Here is a 22,463-nt window from a genome sequence, read left to right as displayed (position 1 = left end):
CGCTATAATGAAAGAGAAGTTAATAGAGGAGTGGAGTGGAATAAATGAAAGTACTCAAGATATCACCAAGAGGTTATTGTTATGGTGTAGTTGATGCGATGGTCATTGCGAGGAATGCTGCGCTAGATCCTACCCTGCCGAGACCCATTTATATATTAGGCATGATCGTCCACAACAAACACGTCACAGACGCATTCGAAGAAGATGGAATCATTACGTTAGACGGAGAAAACCGTCTGGAAATCTTACGTAAAGTGGATAAAGGAACAGTGATTTACACGGCACACGGTGTTTCTCCTGAAGTTCGCCAATTAGCGAAAGACAAAGGATTGGTTGCAATAGATGCAACATGTCCTGACGTTTCTGTTACACATTATTTAATTGAAGAAAAAGTAGCAGAAGGCTATGATATTCTGTATATCGGCAAGAAGCATCACCCAGAACCTGAGGGCGCAATCGGTGTGGCGCCGGATTCTGTTCATTTAATTGAGCGTCTTGAAGACATTGATAAATTAGAGATCACCAATGATAAACTACTGGTAACGAATCAAACGACGATGAGTCAATGGGACGTTGCACATCTCATGGAAGAGTTGGAACGTAAATTCCCTCACATCGAAGTACACCAAGAAATTTGTCTAGCTACGCAAGTCCGCCAAGAAGCTGTAGCAGAACAAGCGGGCGAAGCAGAGTTGTTGATTGTTGTTGGAGATCCAAAGAGTAATAACTCTAACCGTTTAACGCAAGTATCTGTAGAAATTGCAAACACACCTTCATACCGCGTCTCAGACGTCTCAGAAATTGATCCGGCATGGCTAATGGGCATTGAGACGGTAGCGGTCACAGCAGGTGCTTCTACACCTACTATAATCGTTAGAGAAGTTATTTCGTTCCTGAACGAATTTGATCAAGAAGACCCTACAACACATCATCCGGAAAGAAAGTTCAAGCTAGAGAAAATCTTGCCGAAAGTCAAGAACCCAACTCCTGTGATCCGGATTGAACCTTAAGTATAGAAAAACCGTCGAGTACGCTCGACGGTTTTATTTATGATAGGAATTGAAATGGCTCTGTAATGACTGTAGATTCAATAAATTCGACTGCTAATTTATTTTCCTTACAAAGGTCTGTCATTTTACTTGCAACGCCAGTAATCATAATTTTTTCGATATTATGACCAGGATCTACAATGGCAAGACCGAGCGTCTGCGCGTCTTGCGCGACATGATAATACATATCCCCCGTCACTAATACATCGGCTCCTTTTCTCTTGGCAGCCGTAATATATTTATTTCCATCGCCACCGAGAACTGCCACTTTACGGATTTTCTTCTCTGGATCACCTACAAAACGTAAAGCTGGAACTCCGAATACATCCTTCACATGTTGTCCAAATTCCTTTAGCGTCATCTCTTTGCAGATTTGTCCGATACGTCCAATCCCTTGCTCATTGATTTTCTGTTGCATCTTGACTATATCAAATGCAGGTTCTTCATAAGGATGTGCGGCAAACATCGCTTTAATGACTTTAGCCTGCTGACTTTCCGGGAAAACGACTTCAATTCGCTCTTCGTCCACCAGCGTCGGCTGGTCTACTTCTCCGATTGTCGGATTCGCTCCAGCAACCGGTGTGAATCGACCAGTGCCTTGTGAGCTGAAACTACATGCCTGGTAATCACCAATCGCGCCCGCTCCTGCACTTGCCAATTTCTGACGTACTGCATCCGCATCTTCTAACGGACAGAATACTGCTAGTTTCATCAAATGTTCAGAGTCTGTAATATCGATCGGCTCCGTCTGCTGTATGCCAAGACGGTCCGCTAACATATCATTGACACCACCTGCCGCAATATCAAGATTGGTATGGGCAGCGTAGACCGCAATATTATGCTTAATACATTTCTCAATCATTTTCCCTTGTGGTGTATCCGTCATAATGGATTTAACAGGACGGAACAATGGAGGGTGGTGTGCAATCACTAGGCTTGCCCCATTTTCAATTGCTTCATCAATTACTTGTTCGTTGACATCCAGTGTAACAAGAACTTTATCTACAGGACGATTCAATTGACCGATATGCAGTCCAACCGGATCCCCTTCAAATGCAAGCCGTTTCGGTGACCACTTTTCAAATAGTTCAATGATCTGATGTCCATTACTTTTCTTCATGTGCTAACACCTTCCTGACTATTTCCATATTTTCTTGTAAGTTTGCTCTTTTTCGCTTAATTTCTTCCGTCTGTTCTGCGTGTTCAAGCGCATTTATGACACGCTGCCATTCAAGCATCTCCCGCTCCCACTTCGCTCGGAATACGTTAGATTGTTTACGGCGTAAAACCGGTCCGACAAGTAAATCCGTTTTTGAGTAATCAGCCGAACCTCTTTCTAGTACAAGAACTTCATAAATTTTACTGTCTTCTAGCAAAATCTCTTCGTCTACAATGCAAAACCCATTCGCTACAGCCCATTTCCTGATCGCGATCGCGTGCAGATTGGGTTGTAAAATGATTCGCTGTACATTTGTCAGACGATCCTTGCCGGTTTCTAGAATTGAGGTAATCAATGTACCGCCCATTCCTGCGATCGTTACGGTCTCGACGTTGTCAGCGCCTTCTATCGCCTGCAAACCGTTTGCTAGGCGCACTTCAATGCGGTCCGCAAAACCATTCAATTCTACATTGCGTGTCGCCGCTTCAAAGGGACCTGTCACGACTTCTCCTGCAATGGCTTTACGTATCTTTCCTTTGTTCATTAAATAGCACGGTAGATAGGCATGATCACTACCAATATCCGCAAGCACAGTATTCTTTGGAACAAAACTGGCCACCATCGCCAGACGTTCTGATAATTGATTGGTATTCATGGTTCCCCGCCTTTCATTCTTATCTATTGTATATTCGCTACTCATTTCACGCAATGCAAAAGAGCCAGTAAACCGAGAGTTACTCTGGTTTACTGGCTCCTTAAATTAAGTAGACAATCAGTCTAATGATAAAATGTAATCAACCATTTCATCTATGTTCTCATCTGGAACTAGTCCAGCTGGCATTGCAGTTCCAGCTACACCGTTTTTAATTGCATCATGTACTTCATCTGCATCAAGTGAGCTATTTAGAGCCGGCCCCATTCCGCCAGCTAAGCCATCACCGTGACAACTAATACACTTCTGCTGAGCAACAGCTTCAGCATCAAATTCGCCAGTGTTTGCACTTTCTTCTTCAGTTCCTTGCTCAGTGCCTTCTTCGTTAGCTCCAGCAATTTCCTCTTTTTGTTCTAGGCCATAAAGTGACATGAAGAAAATCAGTCCAATTCCGAGCGCGAAAATTAGAAAAAATGGTACAACAGGATTTTTATTCATTGGATTACCCTCCTTCACCAGAATCTATTCTGTAAAAGATACAGTATACAATTAACATTGTACTGTATCTATAAGAAAACTGAAAGTGTTATTGGGTGACTTTTCGTCTTTTGTGACAGAATCGCCATAATTCGCAGGTCAGCAACCAAGTTGTCTAGCGATGACCATCCGCTGTACTTCAGAAGTGCCTTCTCCAATTTCAAGGAGCTTGGCATCACGTAAGTAACGCTCTACTTCATATTCGCGCATATAGCCATAACCACCGTGTATTTGGATCGCTTCATTGGCAACTTCCATCGCAATTTCGGAAGCATATAATTTACACATCGAAGCTTCCATTGTAAACTTTCTGCCTTGGTCTTTCAGCCATGCTGCTTTATACACCATAGTCCGTGCAAGTTCGATCTTCATCGCCATATCCGCAAGTTTGAATTGCGTAATTTGGAAAGAGGATAATGTCTTTCCGAATTGCTTGCGTTCTTTTGAATACTTCAAAGCGCGCTCGTAAGCTGCCTGTGCAATACCTACTGCCATCGCACCGATACCGATACGACCGCCGTCAAGTGTTACAAGAAATTGCTGGAACCCTTTACCAGTGTCACCAAGCAGATTCTCTTCTGGAACTACTACATCTTCAAGCAATAGTTCTGTAGTATTGGAAGCATGCAAGCCCATCTTTTCATAGTTATCGATAATTTTAAAGCCTTTCGAATCTGTTGGAACGATAATTGCGCTAATTTCTTTCTTGCCGTCTTCACGACCCGTAACAGCAGTCAATGCTAGGTGTTTAGCGTAGCTTGCATTGGTGATATAGACCTTTGATCCATTGATCGTATACTGACCGTCAGAAAGCACGGCAGACGTCTCTGTTCCGCCAGCGTCAGAACCAGCATTGGGCTCTGTCAAACCGAATGCACCAAATGATTCGCCTGTACAGATCGGTGTTAAATACTTCTGTTTTTGCTCTTCTGTTCCAAATAAGTGTAAAGGAGCACCACCTAGTGAAATATGCGCAGAATACGTAATACCCGTCGAGGCACATGCACGGCTCAATTCTTCCGTGACAATGGCAAAACTGATCGTGTCGGCTTCACCCCCACCGTATTTCTCGGGAAATGGTAAGCCCATCATGCCCATTTTGGAAAGCTTTTTAAAAATCTCCACCGGAAACTCTCCCGAGCGATCACGATCGACTGCACCTGGCGCTACTTCCTCATTGGCAAAGTCTCTCATCAGTTTTTTCACCATACGCTGTTCTTGAGTTAAATCAAAATTCATTCTGATCATCCTCTCTCCACTTATACGATTCTATTTCCGATGAAATTGTAAACCCTTACATGGCAGTATATAGAAAACGGACGGAATATAGCAATACATTCATTGCATTCCGTCCGATTATATAGATAATATTAAAAATGCGACTACTGTCAATAGACCTAGTGAGCCCGAAATAGTAAAGTATAATAACTTTAGTAATCTTCCAGTAAATAACCATAAACCGCAGTTTAATACGAGAAGGCCGATCAGTAAAGTCGTGTCTTCATCAAAAAATGCAGTCCAAATCTTCAATGACATCATCAATAAAAGAAATGCCATCGATATGTAGAGGAATGGTGCAAAACCTTTCTTGATAAATGTTTTTCCAGAAACGAGCGTTAGAAAAATCATAGCCAATACAGCAGCAACAGTCAATGTAGTAACTGGATATTCCGTCAGTACGAACATAGCAATTGACGCTACGCCTGCAAGCAATAAGCTGATGAGAAAAATCATGAATTGTTTGGTTCGCAACTGTTTGCGTTCAATTTGAAGTGTGGACAATTCTTGCTCTGCCACTTCATCCGGATCTTCTCCTTGTGCATACAAGGTAATGAGGAAGTCGCAATAATGTTCAGGAAGAAGTTTATTGGCTTTCCAATACCGGATTTCAGAAATGATGATCTGTTTCTTATCTATAGCCATCCTTTCTCCTCCAATAGTATCAATCTTCTTTTTTTCACTAAAGAATAAAAAGCATCGGCTATATCAAGCCGATGCACTTATTATTCTAAGAAGTCTTTGAGACGTTTGCTGCGTGATGGGTGGCGTAACTTTCTAAGTGCCTTTGCCTCGATTTGACGAATACGCTCACGCGTAACACCAAATACTTTGCCCACTTCTTCAAGCGTACGCGTACGGCCATCATCTAGACCAAAGCGTAAACGTAATACATTTTCTTCGCGATCTGTTAACGTATCTAACACGTCTTCAAGCTGTTCCTTCAACAATTCATAAGCTGCATGGTCTGAAGGAGACTGTGCTTCTGAGTCTTCGATAAAATCGCCTAGATGAGAGTCATCTTCTTCACCAATTGGCGTTTCTAATGATACCGGTTCTTGAGCTATCTTCAAGATTTCACGAACTTTTTCTGGAGTCAAGTCCATTTCTTCTCCAATTTCTTCAGGTGAAGGCTCTCGTCCTAAATCTTGGAGTAATTGACGTTGGACACGGATCAGTTTATTAATCGTTTCCACCATATGCACAGGAATACGGATCGTACGTGCCTGGTCTGCGATTGCGCGAGTGATTGCCTGACGAATCCACCAAGTTGCGTACGTACTGAATTTAAAGCCCTTCGTATGGTCAAATTTCTCAACAGCTTTAATAAGACCCATATTTCCTTCTTGGATCAAATCTAAGAATAGCATGCCGCGACCGACATAGCGTTTCGCGATACTGACAACTAAACGTAAGTTCGCTTCAGCCAATTTCTTTTTGGCATTCTCACCACGTATAATACTTGTTTCTATTTCAGGTGTCATTTCCCCTGTTTCTTCAAGGATAGCTTCAGAAGCTAAACCATCAATAATACGGATCGCCAAATCTACTTCTTCTTTACCCGTCAATAAATCCACTCGTCCAATTTCTTTCAAATACATACGGACTGGATCGTTGATTCTGACACCTGGCGGTACACTTAAGTCATTTAAATCAAATTGCTCTTCTTTTTCAGCCTTGGGATCAGCTTCTTCTTTTCTGTCCATTTCAATTTCTTGTGCTTCTATCTGGTCAAGAAACTCTTCGAATTGCTCAGGCTCCATTTCAAAGGATGACAGTTTTTCCGTTACATCCTCCAGTGTTAGCTCACCTGCTTTTTTACCTGCTTCAATAATAGCCGCTTTTGCTTCTTCAAGAGTCAATTCTACTTCTCCCGTTTGTTCTTCTTTTGTCATAGTGACTATACCTCCTTACAGAACCTTTAACGATCTCACAAGCTGGATTACTTCCGAGGCCAACTCCATTGCTTTTAGTAGGTCGTTCCTTTTTTCTGCTTCTTTTGATTCGTATCGCTTTTGATCAATTAGACGTTTAATTTGATTTCTTTTTAAATGACGGATACAGTCATTTACTTCTTGTGTGGTATGCTCCTGTGAACGTTCAGTTAAGATGGCTTCCATGACTACTTTTTTCAGTTGCCGGTCTTCCAACGTTTCTGCAAACCGCTGATAGTTTGGCAAATCATATTGCTCATAAAACGCTGCTAACTTAAAGAATATTTTGATGACGTCATCTCTTACAAATAAATCTTGAAGTTCCAGCCGTTTTTCTTCGAATAGATCTGCGTCCATCAGCAGATGCGCAAGAAGTAATTGTTCCGCACGATCTGTTTCTGCACGATTCGCCGGAGCTTTTGTAACATGCACAGTTCTGCTTTCTTCAGGACTTGTATCTCGCGATTGTTTCGCCTTTTTTGCAATCGACTTGGTGAATTCTTGACCAAGTGATTCTTTTGAAGCCTGTGTTTCATTGTGGAGTTGCTGGATCAATAAGTCTTTCTCAATAGGAGAACAACGGTGAGCCAGTTCATCAAATACTTCATGTACGTATTGCTTGATGTCATGATCAACGGATAAATTCTTATCTCTTCTATAATAGGCTGCTACAAAAGAAATATATGATAGCGCTTGATCAAGCACCTTTTCTGAAAATACATCTGAACCATGTTGACCGATATAGTCATCAGGGTCCATTTTATCAGGTAAAGTGGCAACCAGTACATCCATTCCGCTATCCATTAGTTGGTCGGCAAATCGTTTGGCAGCCCCCCAGCCAGCTGAATCACCATCACAGCAAATGACTATCTTTTTTGCCATTCGCTTTAATTTCACGATATGATGCGCGGATAATGCAGTACCCATAACAGCCACCGTATTTCCTATTCCGCCACGATCTGCTGCAATCGTGTCCATGAAACCTTCGAATAGTACTACTTTACCCGTTTTTCGAACATTAAGACGTGCACGGTGAAAATTAAACAAAACCTTACTCTTTTCAAAGACGGGAGTTTCTGGACTATTGATATATTTAGCCTCAGAAGAAGAATCCTCCAACCTTCTGCCGGAGAATGCGATAGTTGCACCATTATCATCCTGAATCGGAAACATGATCCTTCCCCTGAAACGGTCAAAATAACCTGAGCCATCTTCCTTATGGAAACAAAGCCCTGCCGTTTCCATTTCCTTCATGTCAAAACCTTGTCTCTTTAGCAGTGCCGATAAGGCATCTGACTGAACAGGAGACCATCCTATTTCATACTGTTCTATCTCGTTACGCGTAAATCCTCTTTTTTCTAGATATTCTAATGCTTTTTCGCCTTCTATGGTGTTTAAGAGCAGATGGCTGTAAAAATTAGCAGCCAGTGTATAGGCCTTCAGCATCTTATGGTTTGATGAGGATGTTGACGCTTGGTTATCTGTTTGGGAACTTTCCAACTCCAATCCCATTCGGCTGCCTAGTTTGACGATTGAGTCGATGAATGACCGATTTTCCATATCCATCATGAACGTAATGGCATTACCGCTTGCTCCACAACCAAAACAATGGAATAGTTGCTTGTCTTCGGAAACAGAGAAAGACGGGCTACCTTCTTCGTGGAACGGACAGAGTCCAAACCAATTTTTACCTCTTTTTGCTAATTGGACATATTCACTGATCAAATCGACAATATCGGTTCCTGAACGGATTTCCTCAATTGTTTCGTCAGATATTCTTGTCATTCTATCACCATTTCCACTCTATATACATAAATTCTAGACGTTTTCCAAAAACCCTTCTTTATCGACATTTTTCGCTATAAATATTTTCAGTATCTGCATTTATGTCACATTTATGACATGTTAGCTGAGTGGAGACACACAGAAAAAAGAAGACCCAACTAGTTCGTTCAGTTGGCCTTCCTTGCTGAAAATGCTTTTAGAATCGTATTGGCTGTCTCTTCTACCGCGCGATTCGTCACATCAATGACGTTACAACCGACACGTGTAGTAATTCTATTAAAATAGTCGATCTCTTGTTGAATACGTGCTATTGTCGCATAGTTTGCATCATCATTCAAGCCTAATGTCTCCAAGCGGGATTTTCGAATTGAATTCAATTGCTCAACGGAAATACATAAGCCGAAGCACTTTGCAGGATCAATGGAAAACAGTTCTGATGGCGGGTCCACTTCAGGCACAAGCGGCACATTGGCCACTTTAAAACCTTTATTCGCAAGGAATTGAGATAACGGCGTTTTGGAAGTTCGTGAGACACCGATTAAAACAATATCCGCTTCCAATATGCCACGTGTGTCTCTTCCATCGTCATAGCGAACCGCAAACTCAATCGCTTCGATTTTCTTAAAATAATCATCGTCCAACTTTCTGACAAGACCGGGCTCTTCAAACGGTACTTGTTTCAACCGATCTCCCATCTTGTCAATCAATGGACCAAGCAAGTCTACTGCAGGTACTTTCAATTCTTCGCAAAGTAGATGTAGCTGCTTCCTCATTTGGCTTTTGACCAATGTAAAAACAATCAATGCTTGTTGTTGCTTTGCTAAGAACACGATTTCTTCCAATTGCGAATTCTCTTCTATATACGAGAATCTTTTAATGGAAACAGTCTCTAAATCATGACGAAACTGACTTGCGGCTGCTTTCGTCACAAGGCCTGCAGTTTCCCCGACAGAATCCGAGACAATGAATAATGTGAATTTTGTCATCCTGTCACTCCTCATACATCTTGATCTTCCACTAATGAAAGAAAAGCGGCGGTAATATTGGTTTTCGTCACTCGCCCCATTACTTCAAGTCCATGTTCACGTTCTTGAACTATAGGTAATGAATCAATTTGGCTGTCCATCATTTTTTTGGCAACAGAAATGAGTGTATCTTCTTTTTTGCAATATGTGACATTCGGCATTCTTGTCATTATGACATGCACGGGTATCTTTTCTAATCCTGTTCTTCCGATGCTCGTTCTCAGCAAATCCTTACGTGACACAACGCCTGTCAATAACGACTGCTGGTCTACTACGAATAGTGTACCTACATCTTCTAAAAACAGCTGGCAAATCGCGTCATATACAGATAGATTTTCAGTGATGACGACTGGTCTTGATTGATAATTGGCCACAATCATATCTACCATGCCATCCGCGACGGATTTGATAGGTTTCTTGCCAGAATAGAAATAACCTACACGCGGTCGTGCATCCAAAAATCCAGCCATCGTCAAGATTGCTAGATCCGGCCGGATGGTAGCGCGCGCCAAATGCAATCGTTCAGCAATTTGCTCTCCTGTAATCGGACCGTTTCCTTTGACGATGTCGAGGATTTCATTCTGACGTGTATTTAATTCCAAACATGTCACCGCCTTCAGACTTCAAAGTTGTATTTACTTACTAATTATATATCAACGCGCTCGCTATTGCGAAGAAAGGAGAAGCATGCTACACTAATTTTGAACGAAGTAAACGAAGAACGGTCAATAAGTAGTGTATATTTTGAGCGAACAGGGATAGTGAAAGCCTGTACCTACACGAAAACGGCAGCCGGGAGTTGAAATGTTCATTATGAAAGTGGGTTGAAAAACCAATCGGGGTGGAACCGCGGGTTATCATGCACTCGTCCCCGGACATGATTTTCATGTCCGGAGACGTGTGCTTATTTTAATTGGAGGCGTTTAGAATGTTATCTATGGAACAAGTAGTCAATCTTTCAAAACAACGGGGATTCGTATTCCCAGGGTCTGATATTTATGGTGGTTTGGCGAACACTTGGGATTATGGTCCACTAGGTGTCGAACTAAAAAACAATATCAAGCGTGCTTGGTGGCAGAAATTTATCCAGGAATCCCCTTACAACGTAGGTCTTGATTCCGCGATCCTGATGAACCCGAAAGTTTGGGAAGCATCCGGTCATATTGGAAACTTCAATGATCCGATGATCGACTGTAAAAAATGTAATACCCGTCACCGTGCAGATAAATTAATTGAAGAAGCATTGGATGCGAAGGGAATTGAAATGGTCGTGGATGGCCTACCGTTTGATAAAATGTTCGATTTGATTCAAGAACATGAAATAAAATGCCCTACATGTGGCGCATTGGATTATACAGAAATCCGTCAATTCAACTTAATGTTCAAAACAAGCCAAGGAGTAACTGACTCCTCTGCTAACGAAATCTTTTTACGTCCGGAAACGGCACAAGGGATCTTCGTGAACTTTAAAAATGTTCAACGCTCTATGAGAAAGAAAGTACCTTTTGGTATTGCACAAGTCGGAAAAAGTTTCCGTAACGAAATCACACCGGGTAACTTCACATTCCGTACTCGTGAATTCGAACAAATGGAACTTGAATTCTTCTGTAAGCCAGGCGAAGATGAGCAGTGGTATAAGTACTGGATTGACCAGTCAGAAAACTTGTTATTGAACCTTGGTTTGAACAAAGACAATATCCGTCTTCGCGAACACAATGAAGATGAGCTGTCCCATTATTCTAAAGGAACTGTGGATATTGAATACAAATTCCCATTTGGTTGGGGAGAGCTATGGGGAATCGCAAACCGTACGGACTTCGACTTGAAGCGTCATATGGAATATTCAGGCGAAGACTTCCATTATCAAGATCCAATTACGAATGAAAAATACGTACCATACTGTATCGAACCTTCCGTTGGAGCGGACCGCGTAACGTTGGCATTCTTATGTGATGCATTTGATACAGAGGAACTTGAAGACGGTGACACACGTACTGTTCTTCGTTTCCACCCAGCATTAGCACCAATCAAAGCAGCTGTACTGCCATTATCTAAAAAACTTGCAGATGATGCACAGAAAGTATATGCAGAGCTTTCAAAGCATTTCCCAGTACAATATGATGATTCCCAATCTATCGGACGTCGTTACCGTCGTCAAGATGAAATCGGTACACCATTCTGTATTACATTTGACTTCGATTCACTGGAAGACCAACAAGTAACTGTTCGTCACCGTGATTCCATGGAACAAGAACGTATGCCAATTGCAGACGTTACAGCATATATCCAAAAGCACCTACAGTTTTAACTATAGAAAAGCCCAGGAGAAGTTGGCATTAGCCTTCCTCTTCTGGGCTTTCTTTAGTTTGTCTTTTTGGTTTTTGCAATTCAGGTGTACGTTCCAGTTGTTCGATGAACTTTCTAGATTTCAGAAAAATCCCAGTTTGCTCCTGATAAATCGTTGAAACAAGCTTCGCCATAAATGTCTTCGTCGGTTTCTTCAACGTCAGCTTACCAATTTGATCAAGCGGAACATTGTAAAACATTCGGATCAACTTGATTTGTGTAGGCGACAGACGAATGATGTACGGATCTACGTGAAAGCAGCGATGACAGAGAAAACCTATCTGTTGAAAGGAAAAAGCGAATTCACCTTCTGTAGCGCCGCAACTCGCACACTCATGAAGTATAGGATGTATGCCTGCAACCGGCAGCATCTTCCACTGAACGAACAGTGAGATGGCTTCTGCATCATAGCCTTCTTCCATAGCGTTAAATGACTCACCTAGCAAACGAAATATGCTTGCATTTGGCTGTTCGGATTCTGTTAGACGATCAAGCAATTCTACAATCAATCCAGCATATGCCGTCGTTTCTAAATCAGAGCGAATGTGACGGACACTGCTGATCAACTCGCCTTGTTCAAGCGACCCCATACCTCTGCTTGCACGAACAAGAAAATAGCCGTGAGTAAACGTTTGTGTAATGGCAGCTAAGCGACTCGCAGGCTTTTTGGCACCTCTCGCCATCGTCGTAATCTTCCCCGCTTCTTTCGTATAGATCGTCACGATTTTATTGGATTCTCCGTAAGGGATACTTTTGATAATAAAGCCTTCCAACTTATTCAGCAACGCGCTCTCTCCTTCATCAGAACAGACCGCTTAGTAGTCTTCCTCGTTAAATCCAAATTCTTTCAAACGACTTGGACGGTTACGCCAGTCTTTTTGGACTTTCACCCATAGCTCTAAATATACTTTATGTCCAAGTAACATTTCGATATCTTTTCTTGCTTTCACACCGACTTCTTTTAGGAGCTTTCCACCTTTACCTATGACAATCCCCTTTTGCGAATCACGCTCCACTATGATAGTCGCGCGGATATGCGTTTTATCGGTTACTGGATCCTGCTCGATGCTTTCAATCGCCACTGCAATCGAGTGGGGAATTTCTTCACGTGTTGTGTGCAATACTTTTTCACGGATCATTTCGGAAATGATGAAGCGTTCCGGGTGATCGGTTACTTGCTCTGCATCATAAAATTGTGGCCCTTCTTCTAAGTAGCTTTCCAATGTTTCCACTAATCGTTCAATATTATTGCCATTGAGTGCAGAAATCGGAACTACTTCTGCAAACTTCATTTCATTTGTGTACGATGTAATGATTTCGAATAATTGATCAGGATGCACTAGGTCGATTTTATTGATGACCAAAAATACAGGAGTCTCGGACTTCACGAGCCATTCCATAATGAACCGGTCACCTGTACCGATCTTTTCATCCGCATTGACCATAAACATGATGACATCGACTTCACTTAACGTACTGCGTGTCACTTTCAACATGAAATCACCAAGACGGTGTTTCGGTTTGTGGACACCTGGCGTATCTATAAAAATCATTTGAGATGTATCGGTTGTGACGATTCCCTGTACTTTGTTTCGTGTAGTTTGCGGCTTATCGCTCATGATTGCGATTTTTTGACCGACCATACGGTTAATAAAAGTAGATTTCCCTACATTCGGTCGTCCGATGATGGAAATAAAGCCTGACTTAAAGTTGTTCTTCTGCATAATCTAAATCCTCCTTGGAAAAAGCACCCGGCAATAGCTGGTCTACTGTTGTTTCTTGTAAGTGACCCTTCAAGTTCGTCAAGTACACAGGCATGTCCGGCGCACAAAATTCTGCAATGACTTGGCGGCAAGAACCGCATGGCGCGATTGGACCGTCCGTATCACCAATTACAGTAATCGACTTGAACGACTTGATACCTTCGGATACAGCTTTGAAAATAGCTGTTCTTTCTGCACAATTGGATAATCCGTAGGCAGAGTTTTCAATATTACATCCACGATAAATGGCACCATCTGCAGTCTCTAATGCAGCACCTACTGGAAATTTTGAATAGGGAACATAGGCCATCTTCATCGCTTGCTTTGCTTCATTCATTAATTGTTCTACTTGCATCTACTTACCACCTCTTCATTTAATCTTATTATCCAAACCATTTCGGAAAGAAAATGATACAGCCGATAATCGCGCTCGCTATAGCAAACACGAAAACGGATCCGGCTGCAATATCTTTTGCTTTTTTAGCTAGCGGATGAAATTCGGTTGTGACTAGATCCACAACATATTCCACTGCTGTATTCATTAATTCGAGCGCCATTACACCTGCAATGACGATAAAAATAATCATCCATTCTATTTGCGAAAGACCGGTGAAACAACCTGCAATCAACACGATCACCGCCGATAAACCGTGAGACTTCATATTCCGACCTTGCCTAAAGCCGTCTTTAATGCCTTCCCACGCATAGATGAATGATTTCAAGAATTTCCCCATACAATCACTGCCGTTCCAGACCGAATGCAGTTAAAATCTCTGTCTGCCTACCGAACATTTCACGTTCTTCTTCTTCATCGAGATGATCATATCCGAGTAAATGCAAGAAACCATGTAATGCAAGAAACCCGAGTTCCCGCTCGAATGAGTGATTGTATTCAATAGCCTGACGTTTGGCGGTATCAATAGAAATAATGATATCTCCTAGAACAACAGGCATATCGCTTTCATGAACAATCGCCACTTCTCCTTCAGACAACTCTTCTAGCGCAAATGAAATCACGTCAGTTGGACGGTCTTTGCCTCTGTACTCAGCATTCACCGCTTGGATGGATTCATCATCCATAAACGTAATAGATAACTCATATAGACCTTCCATTTTTTCCATGATTGACGCGTGAGTCAGTAAATCCTTGATCAATGCCTCCGAACTCGGGTCCACGATTTCTGTTTCATCTTCGAAATAAAAATCTATCATAATTGCTCTGCTCCTTTACTTATTGGGGTATTCAATACGATTATGGAAAATCCCATTTAACGTTTCATTAATTGCTTGTTTCACTAGTTTAATTTCTTTTAACGACAAATCACATTCATCAAATTGATCGTCCTCTAATTTGCCACGCACAATTGCGTTGACGAGCGTAGCAATTTTTTCAGGTGTCGGTTCTTTCATCGATCGCACCGCTGCTTCCACACTGTCCGCAATCATAATTACCGCATTTTCTTTCGTTTGGGGTTTCGGACCAGGATAACGGAAATCGTCTTCATTCACATCCGGATTGGTTTCTTTCGCTTTCAAATAAAAGAATTTGACGCTACTCGTTCCATGATGCTGTCTTGCGATCGCTATTAGCTCTTTTGGCATACGTTGCTTCTCCAAAATTTTTGCTCCGTCTTCCGCGTGGGCTATAATCATATCACGACTTTTCTCGGGTGTCAGTGCATCATGCAGATTACGACCGTTATGTTGATTTTCAATGAAGAATCCTGGATGAATGGTCTTCCCTATATCATGATAATAGCTGCCGACACGCGCGAGTAATCCGTTAGCGCCAATTGCTTCACACGCCGCATCAGCTAGATTCGCAACCATAATACTGTGATGATACGTACCCGGCGTCTCCACTAAGATTTTCTTAAGTAACGGATGATTAGGGTTCGAAAGCTCCACTAAACGCATATTAGAAAGCAAATGGAAACTTGACTCGAAAAACGGCAATAACCCCATGGTTAGAGCTCCAGACAACAAGCCCGACGAAATGGCCGCCACGGCATAGAAAATCAGTTCTGGCGTTGTATAACTAGTCTGTGTCATCAATAAATAAAATAGGATGAACATCATGTTTGATCCCGCAACGCCAAGACTGGTCTGTAGTATCGTTGAGCGTCTGCCGTGTTCACTTAGTAAATAAATACTCACAATCCCACCGAATAAAATATACAACGCTACTTCCATTTGCATGATGGCGGCCAAGCCTTCCTGCAACATGATGCCAGCTGTTGCAGAAGTAATTATTGTCGCCAGTACAGCCGATCGCTCATTAATCAATAACTTAATCAACATCGGTACGAGAGCCGTCGGAAACAAAAATGCAATGAGGACATCAAATTCATAATCGATGTAGCTTACGATTTTCATCAATACGACTGCCAACAATAAAATAATATAAAATATACCGAGCGCTTTCTTTTTGAATATCTCATCTCTTTTGGACTTGCCAAAGTGTATAGCTGTCAAACCTGATACAAACAAAATAAACAGGATAATGCCGAGCGTCGGTTTAAGTGAAGATTGATTATTAAGGACTCCAGAAAGCTTTAGTTGGTGATACACATCACGGTCGATCAACTGCCCTTCACGCACGATGACTTGTCCTTGTAAAATACGAATTGCTTCAACTGAAGCTCGCGCATCCATTTGATTCTTGACAGTCAATTCTTCATCAATTATTTCCGTTTCCACTACCGCCATTCGACCGAGCGCTAGTGCCACATCAAGCAAATCTCTCGGCAAAGTATTCGTTTCTCGAATGTTGCGCTCCACCTCATAACGATGCATCGGCACCTGTTCAGCTTTAAATGGCTTCGATAATTCTCTTCCTACAGCATGTGTCAGCAATTCATGCAAATTATTCAAATCACCTTGTTCAGCCGAAAGTAGCTGTTTAAATTGGTCGTCTGTAACAGGTAATAACGTCTGTTCTTTTTCAAGACCTTCCAACTTCTTTTGAAGCAACTTCATCTTAGTATCCGAAGTCATGTCAGGATCTTTCTTCACTTCAACTTTGACATCGCTTACTGCAGTAAAGATCGAACCAAGGATAGCTTGGCGATTTTTCATAATATCTTCTGAAAAACGATAGGAATTAGGTACTGCCTGTTCCGCCCGTACACGTTCAAGTTCAGTTTTCTCGATATCTTCTATTGTTTTAGGTGACCGTATGGTTTTCGGTGAAATCTCAAAAGCCGATATTTCGTACGTTTCGTTCTGCGTACTCCCATACATCAGAAAAAACAATAGGATACTAGAAAGAGAGACGACAAGAAGCAAAAGAAATGTAAATTTCACTTTTCGAAGTTGTGAAAGCAGTTCCTTTAAAGCTGTCATGCAGTTGCCTCCTATCAGCAAATGTTCTTTACATGATGGATGAACTATGTATCTTCATCATTCAAAAAAAGCAGTCAATTAATTAGTTGACTGCTCTTTCTCATATGCATCAATGATCTTCGCCACAATCGGATGTCGGACTACGTCACCTTGTTCCAGATACATGAACTGGATATCCTGCACATTTTTCAAAATGTGTTCTGCGACATTTAGACCGGAATCCACGCCGCGAGGTAAATCAATTTGCGTTTTATCACCTGTGATGACCATCTTCGATCCAAAACCTAGACGCGTTAAAAACATTTTCATCTGTGCTTTTGTTGTATTTTGAGCTTCGTCCAAAATAACGAATGCATCGTCAAGCGTTCTACCGCGCATATACGCCAAAGGTGCAATTTCGATAACTCCGCGTTCCATAAGACGTTCTGTATGTTCGGCTCCTAGCACATCGTGTAGCGCATCGTAAAGCGGCCGTAGGTACGGGTCAACTTTTTCTTTCAAGTCGCCTGGAAGGAATCCTAAGCTCTCTCCAGCCTCAACAGCAGGGCGGGTCAACACGATTCGCTTTACTGAACCTGTTTTCATTGCTTGCACTGCCATCACGACAGCTAGATACGTCTTTCCTGTTCCGGCAGGTCCGATACAAAATACTAAATCTCTTGAACGAATCGCCTGGACGTATTCTCTTTGTCCAATCGTCTTTGCACGGATGACTTTTCCTTTTGTGTTGCGTGCGATTTCTTCTTCGTATAAAGAAGAGAAATATTCAATCGTGCCGTTCTTCGCCATTTCAATCGCCGTTGCCACATCGCGTAAATTGATATTAATGCCTTTACGGATAACTTTTAGTAACTCTTCAAGCAATGTTTTCGCGGCTACCGCTTGTTCTTCTTCTCCACTGATCGAGATCGTTTCGCCTCTTGTGTGGATTGAAACGTTCAATTCTTCTTCGATCAGATTCATGTTCTGATCGGAAATGCCAAGAAGCATAATCGCTTCATTCGGTTCTTCAATATGAAGTTGAAGTACATGTTCGCTCAATATTTTCAGTCTCCTTGAGTTATAGGTCGTTTTTCAGCAATGTTTTCATTAAGTAAAAATAGTATAGTCCCACTCACTTTATCATTAGTGAAGGATACATGTAAAATGTTTTCTTCTTTAATTATGCGCTCATTTGTTTTCTTTGACAATAAATCATGCTTGATTAGTGGCAAAATGATGGTCTCTTCCATCCCTTTTTTCAAAAACACTTCCTCAATGTGGGCTTCTTTCGTCTTATCGATAATAACAGGATTTCTAAAACTTAAGTTTTTTATTTGATTACCTTTCCATGGCTTTTGCCAACTGATGTTTAGATTTTCTTGCCCTTGAATGGAATAACTAATTGTCCGCGGTAATTCAAAATGACATTCTAACCAGTAGTCAGCAAATACTTCCCCGTCCGCCCCTACCACTGTTGTTTTTTCTCCTTGTTCCAGAATACCTGTCGCCAGCATATCACCTTTTTTTACAGTTTGATGAATGATACTCGCTCTTTCTCCTCTTGTTAACGCAAAGCGTGTAATCACCCCTCCTGTTTTTGCTATTAAATGGGATGGTTTTTCTTTCACTTCTTCTTTCACTTCAGTCGACAATGGCGCAAGCATCGGTGAAACAGTTAATGAAGTGCCGATCCTTGAGAACCGGATCCAAGATAGAGAAGGTTCATCTTGCATCAGCAGCCGACGAATTTCATCCTCTTCCGGTAATTTGGATAATAAAGAGGGTGCGGTAATTTGTGCTTTCTCCATCTTTGTTTCCATTCGTTGTGCAATTTCTGGTACATCACTTTCCACTGTGATATTCCATAGAAACAATGAGGCAACTAGCGGAATGAAGCAGATGATTAAGAATAACAAAGAGGCAAATAGCCGATGCTGGACAGTGTCCAAACCTTTACGCCTGATTTGTACTTTCACATGGTATTTTCTCCTGAAACGGCGGATGATTTGAATTCCCTTCGTATCCGTTTCAAAAAACATAGCGCTTCCAGAAACATACAAGCTACTGATCTTGACATGTTCTCTCTGTAATCTACTTAGAAACACAGAACCGTTACGAACATTTTTCACCTGAACTTCAAATCGTTTAGGACTCATAGCTATTTCCTACCTCAGGCGTAAAGCGCACCGTCACTTCCTGTAGTTCATCAATCGATATGTGGGCGTGTTGTTCAGTCAGCATTAGAACCGTTACATCTTCTCCTTTGACGGTCATGACATAGTCATTCGTTTGAAAGGATACGGATTGTTCGCTTAATGCGAGCAAGCGATAGTTACCAGTAATCCGCAATGAGTTGAATTCATCTAGAATAATGGATGGATGAAGTGCGAATAATTTTTTCATGAAAAAACCCCCTGTCTCATCCTATGAAAAGACAGGGGGCGGCATGATTACCGTTTTGATTTTGGTGGACCTAAAATTTCTGCATAGACAATCCCTTGCATGATCTGCTGAGGAGTTCTTGGAATCAAGTCTTCTTGCAAAATTTGTTCATCTTCAAGAATACTGGTCTGCTTCTCTCCATGCAGCCTACCTCTGCCCGTTTGGCGCTCCGAACGCGGTGTAGAAGCGGGTTTAGCCGGCTTCTTAGGCTCTGCATAGAAGATTTCAGACTGAGGCGCCTGTGTCTTTACAGGTTGCTCAGATTCTTTCGTTTCTTGTTGGAGATCTTGGAATTCCTTTTGAATATCCTCGAATAGATTCTTAGATAACTCTTTCAACGAACGCGGCTTCTCTACAGGAGTAGCATTCGTACGCTGAGGTTCTCTCTGATTCATTTGACGTTGAGTTGGTTGAGCTGGCCATTGCTGACTAGGCGGACGCTTCGGTTGTTGATCTGGTTTCTCTTGGTCTTTCTTTTTACCGAATAAAGATCCTAAAGCCAGCATAATGACCAAAATTATCAGTTGTTCCATTATGCATCCCCTTCCCGGGAATTCATCTTGTTATTATTGATCTTTCTTTGGTTGTTGATCCGACCCTGTCTTGCTAATAGAATCCCGCATGCTTGTATCTGCTTGGATATTTTTATAATTCATATAATCCATGATTCCGATATTGCCTGAACGCAATGCTTCAGCCATAGCTAAAGGTACTTCGGCTTCTGCACCCACAACTTTAGAGCGCATCTCTTGAGTTTTCGCCTTCATCTCTTGTTCATTAGCGACAGCCATTGCACGACGTTCTTCTGCTTTTGCTTGGGCAATATTTTTATCTGCCATCGCTTGTTCAGTCTGAAGTTCTGCACCAATGTTTTTACCGATATCCACGTCAGCAATATCAATGGACAGAATTTCAAACGCTGTACCTGAGTCCAATCCTTTTTTCAATACCGTTTGGGAAATCAAATCTGGATTTTCTAGTACTTTCGCGTGACTGATAGAAGAACCGATTGTAGATACGATACCTTCACCAACACGGGCAACAACTGTATCTTCACCCGCACCACCGACGAGACGGTCAATGTTTGCACGAACTGTTATACGCGCTTTTGCCTTTACTTCAATACCGTTCATCGCAACACCTGCAATAAATGGTGTTTCAATCACTTTCGGGTTAACAGACATTTGAACTGCTTCTAGTACGTCACGTCCTGCTAAGTCGATCGCTTGTGCTCTTTCAAACGTCAATTCAATGTTTGCACGTTGCGCAGCGATTAACGCGTTAACCACGCGGTCTACGTTACCACCTGCAAGGTAATGACTTTCCAATTGGTTGATCGATACTGTCAGACCCGCTTTATGTGCTTTGATCAACGGGTTAACGACTCGACTCGGAATAACTCGACGTAAACGCATACCGATTAATGTGAAGATACTTACTCGTACACCTGCCGCAATTGCGGAAATCCACAGCGTAACTGGAACGAATGTAAAGAATACCGCCAGTACGATGATGATGATAAAGACTGCTGCTACCAGTCCAATTGTTCCTAGTCCCATCATAAGCCTTGTTCCTCCTCTTTCTTCTTCTCTCTAACAACGATTCTAAAGCCTTCTACCTCTACAATCACTACTTCTTTACCACTTTCGATGTAACGACCTTCCGATACTACATCAATCCGTTCACCATCTAACTCAGCGACACCGGATGGATAAAGTGGTGTAATAGTTGTTGCCACTTTCTGTAATAACTCGTTACGATTTTTGTTGGAGACGTAACCGCTTTCCGTATCCATAGTATCCATTAAAATGATTTTATTCAACAGATGAAGTTTTTTACCGAAGAATTTCATAATAACCACCGCTCCTATCAATGCTACGGCTATCGCAATTAGCACCGAAACTGCCATGAATGCCAAGTTTGTGCCTGTCAGTAATATACTTCCTATGATAGCCAAGATCCCGAAGATCCCCGCTATTCCACCTGCCACAAAGAATTCGGCAATGATGAGTGCGACGCCGAGCAAGAACAAGATCAACGTCTCATAACCTGCGAGACCCGCTACGGTATGCCCGTAGAAGAATAAGAATAGAGCTGTTAGCCCCATGCTTCCCGGCACACCAAAGCCTGGTGAATATAATTCTACAATCAGTCCGAGACTTGCAACAGAAAGTAAAATCGGTACAACGACCGGATTGGTGATGAATCGCGCCATTTTCTCTGTAAACGTTTCCGTTGTGGAAATGACTTGTGCATCTTGCAAGTCCAGCTTCTTAAGTAACTCATCAAATGAAGCGACTGTTCCTTCACTGTACTTCACCTGCTCGGCTTCGTCAGCAGTGAGAGTCAGAAGTTCACCTTTTTGCGCACGTAAGTCCGGCAGATCGATTTCTGGATTTGCCATCGCCAGTGCATATTGTGGATCACGACCTGAGTGAAGTGCTGCATTTTTCATTTGCGCCAACCAATAACTATTGGCTTTCGTTTCTGCTGCATTTCCAGATCCATCGATGACTTGTGCAGCCCCGATCGAACCGTTTGGTGTCATGTAGATTTCATCTGCATAAAGTGCAAGGAAAGCGCCTGCAGATAGTGCACGATCGTTGATGAATGCGACGATTTTTACATCATCCGTTGTTTTCATCAGCTTTGCGATTTGATCAGCAGCGTCTACAAAGCCTCCAGGAGTGTCTATATCCAACACAATCGTCTCTGCGCCTTCAGCTTTGGCTTCTTTGAATGAACGCTGTAGGAAGGCATGCAGCCCCTTTTCTACTTCTTGGTGAAGGGGTACTTGATATACTTTTGTTTCAGCTGCGTCTGAGTGTATAAAAGGCAATGCGATTGTACTGATGAATAAAATGAGCAGAAAAACTGACCTAATCATTTTAGACATTATTTTCTCACCTCTCTCTACTGCCTATTATACTTATTATTTACGTTTGAAGTAGCATTTGGTTTCATTTAATCGCAATTAAATAAAAGTTTTTCTTTTCGTGTGTCATAGCTTGATGGTATAAGGTTTCTTTATGGATAGAAATGAACTGAATAGTCGAAGTCGTAATGGAATTTATAGAGGGGTGAGCGTTGAGTTACGAGAGTAAATGGTTGGTGCATAGGAGAGTAAATCAGTATCTACGAAGGGATTGTGCCGGAAGCTAGGGAA

At 42.0% G+C, this 22,463-nt stretch carries 23 protein-coding genes; 2 read left to right on the top strand and 21 right to left on the bottom strand.

Translation table 11 applies throughout. From position 1 onward, the window contains the following. Nucleotides 1-44 precede the first annotated feature (44 nt). A complete protein-coding gene (locus H605_RS0113415; RefSeq protein ID WP_029054703.1) occupies nt 45-1,010 on the top strand; it encodes a 4-hydroxy-3-methylbut-2-enyl diphosphate reductase in 966 nt (321 codons plus the stop codon). 37 nt (nt 1,011-1,047) lie between these two features. Here the strand turns inward: H605_RS0113415 and H605_RS0113410 are convergent, their stop codons facing one another. From H605_RS0113410 to ccpN, 9 genes are all read right to left on the bottom strand, one after another. Then, entirely contained in the window at nt 1,048-2,169 is a 1,122-nt protein-coding gene (locus H605_RS0113410; protein ID WP_029054702.1) for a Nif3-like dinuclear metal center hexameric protein, read from the bottom strand. Continuing rightward, on the bottom strand, nt 2,156-2,863 hold the full coding sequence (locus H605_RS0113405; RefSeq protein WP_029054701.1) for a tRNA (adenine(22)-N(1))-methyltransferase: 708 nt from the start codon (nt 2,861-2,863) through the stop codon (nt 2,156-2,158). The genes H605_RS0113410 and H605_RS0113405 overlap by 14 nt, the downstream gene beginning before the upstream one ends. Nucleotides 2,864-2,980: 117 nt before the next feature. Beyond that, complete coding sequence (gene cccA / locus H605_RS0113400; protein ID WP_029054700.1) at nt 2,981-3,358, bottom strand: cytochrome c550; 378 nt, start codon at nt 3,356-3,358, stop codon at nt 2,981-2,983. Nucleotides 3,359-3,496: 138 nt separating this feature from the next. Beyond that, complete coding sequence (locus tag H605_RS0113395) at nt 3,497-4,636, bottom strand: acyl-CoA dehydrogenase family protein (protein ID WP_029054699.1); 1,140 nt, start codon at nt 4,634-4,636, stop codon at nt 3,497-3,499. A 117-nt stretch (nt 4,637-4,753) separates the two neighbouring features. Further along, on the bottom strand, nt 4,754-5,320 hold the full coding sequence (locus H605_RS0113390; RefSeq protein WP_029054698.1) for a hypothetical protein: 567 nt from the start codon (nt 5,318-5,320) through the stop codon (nt 4,754-4,756). A gap of 80 nt (nt 5,321-5,400) precedes the next feature. Further along, nucleotides 5,401-6,570 (bottom strand): RNA polymerase sigma factor RpoD, encoded by a 1,170-nt coding sequence (gene rpoD, locus H605_RS0113385; RefSeq protein ID WP_029054697.1) that lies wholly within the window; start codon nt 6,568-6,570, stop codon nt 5,401-5,403. A gap of 15 nt (nt 6,571-6,585) precedes the next feature. Then, the gene (dnaG, locus tag H605_RS0113380; protein WP_029054696.1) at nt 6,586-8,394 is read right to left on the bottom strand and encodes a DNA primase; all 1,809 of its coding nucleotides are present in this window, start codon (nt 8,392-8,394) and stop codon (nt 6,586-6,588) included. A 167-nt stretch (nt 8,395-8,561) separates the two neighbouring features. Then, complete coding sequence (locus H605_RS0113375; RefSeq protein ID WP_029054695.1) at nt 8,562-9,380, bottom strand: pyruvate, water dikinase regulatory protein; 819 nt, start codon at nt 9,378-9,380, stop codon at nt 8,562-8,564. Nucleotides 9,381-9,391: 11 nt separating this feature from the next. Next, on the bottom strand, nt 9,392-10,030 hold the full coding sequence (gene ccpN / locus H605_RS0113370) for a transcriptional regulator CcpN (RefSeq protein ID WP_029054694.1): 639 nt from the start codon (nt 10,028-10,030) through the stop codon (nt 9,392-9,394). Nucleotides 10,031-10,347: 317 nt separating this feature from the next. Here ccpN and H605_RS0113365 point away from each other — a divergent pair, with 317 nt between their 5' ends. After that, nucleotides 10,348-11,727 (top strand): glycine--tRNA ligase, encoded by a 1,380-nt coding sequence (locus H605_RS0113365; protein WP_029054693.1) that lies wholly within the window; start codon nt 10,348-10,350, stop codon nt 11,725-11,727. A 28-nt stretch (nt 11,728-11,755) separates the two neighbouring features. On the opposite strand, the gene recO is transcribed toward H605_RS0113365, so the two are convergent. From recO to H605_RS0113305, 12 genes are all read right to left on the bottom strand, one after another. Beyond that, nucleotides 11,756-12,550 carry a DNA repair protein RecO gene (gene recO, locus H605_RS0113360; protein ID WP_029054692.1) on the bottom strand — a complete coding sequence of 265 codons (795 nt, stop codon included), beginning with the start codon at nt 12,548-12,550 and terminating at the stop codon, nt 11,756-11,758. A 30-nt stretch (nt 12,551-12,580) separates the two neighbouring features. Then, a complete protein-coding gene (gene era, locus H605_RS0113355; RefSeq protein WP_029054691.1) occupies nt 12,581-13,489 on the bottom strand; it encodes a GTPase Era in 909 nt (302 codons plus the stop codon). Further along, nucleotides 13,470-13,883 (bottom strand): cytidine deaminase, encoded by a 414-nt coding sequence (locus H605_RS0113350; RefSeq protein ID WP_029054690.1) that lies wholly within the window; start codon nt 13,881-13,883, stop codon nt 13,470-13,472. The genes era and H605_RS0113350 overlap by 20 nt, the downstream gene beginning before the upstream one ends. 28 nt (nt 13,884-13,911) lie before the next feature. Further along, nucleotides 13,912-14,262: a diacylglycerol kinase family protein gene (locus tag H605_RS0113345; RefSeq protein ID WP_029054689.1), complete on the bottom strand. Its 351-nt coding sequence runs from the start codon at nt 14,260-14,262 to the stop codon at nt 13,912-13,914. 4 nt (nt 14,263-14,266) lie between these two features. After that, on the bottom strand, nt 14,267-14,740 hold the full coding sequence (gene ybeY / locus H605_RS0113340; protein ID WP_037562074.1) for an rRNA maturation RNase YbeY: 474 nt from the start codon (nt 14,738-14,740) through the stop codon (nt 14,267-14,269). A 15-nt stretch (nt 14,741-14,755) separates the two neighbouring features. After that, nucleotides 14,756-16,873 (bottom strand): HD family phosphohydrolase, encoded by a 2,118-nt coding sequence (locus H605_RS0113335; protein WP_029054687.1) that lies wholly within the window; start codon nt 16,871-16,873, stop codon nt 14,756-14,758. 78 nt (nt 16,874-16,951) lie between these two features. Further along, nucleotides 16,952-17,863 carry a PhoH family protein gene (locus H605_RS0113330; RefSeq protein WP_051210593.1) on the bottom strand — a complete coding sequence of 304 codons (912 nt, stop codon included), beginning with the start codon at nt 17,861-17,863 and terminating at the stop codon, nt 16,952-16,954. A 56-nt stretch (nt 17,864-17,919) separates the two neighbouring features. After that, complete coding sequence (locus tag H605_RS0113325; RefSeq protein ID WP_029054685.1) at nt 17,920-19,011, bottom strand: sporulation protein YqfD; 1,092 nt, start codon at nt 19,009-19,011, stop codon at nt 17,920-17,922. Next, entirely contained in the window at nt 19,001-19,258 is a 258-nt protein-coding gene (locus tag H605_RS0113320) for a YabP/YqfC family sporulation protein (RefSeq protein WP_029054684.1), read from the bottom strand. Before H605_RS0113320 ends, H605_RS0113325 begins: the two co-directional genes overlap by 11 nt. A gap of 47 nt (nt 19,259-19,305) precedes the next feature. Next, complete coding sequence (locus H605_RS0113315) at nt 19,306-19,830, bottom strand: hypothetical protein (protein ID WP_029054683.1); 525 nt, start codon at nt 19,828-19,830, stop codon at nt 19,306-19,308. 33 nt (nt 19,831-19,863) lie between these two features. After that, nucleotides 19,864-20,856 carry a flotillin-like protein FloA gene (gene floA / locus H605_RS0113310; protein ID WP_029054682.1) on the bottom strand — a complete coding sequence of 331 codons (993 nt, stop codon included), beginning with the start codon at nt 20,854-20,856 and terminating at the stop codon, nt 19,864-19,866. Continuing rightward, entirely contained in the window at nt 20,856-22,193 is a 1,338-nt protein-coding gene (locus tag H605_RS0113305) for an NfeD family protein (RefSeq protein WP_029054681.1), read from the bottom strand. The genes floA and H605_RS0113305 overlap by 1 nt, the downstream gene beginning before the upstream one ends. Nucleotides 22,194-22,463: the final 270 nt, after the last annotated feature.

It is taken from the genome of Sporosarcina ureae DSM 2281 (assembly GCF_000425545.1).
In the GTDB taxonomy this organism is placed as follows: domain Bacteria; phylum Bacillota; class Bacilli; order Bacillales_A; family Planococcaceae; genus Sporosarcina; species Sporosarcina ureae.
The sequence above is the reverse complement of the archived record's forward strand: the minus strand, read 5'-3'. Positions and strand labels throughout refer to the sequence as shown.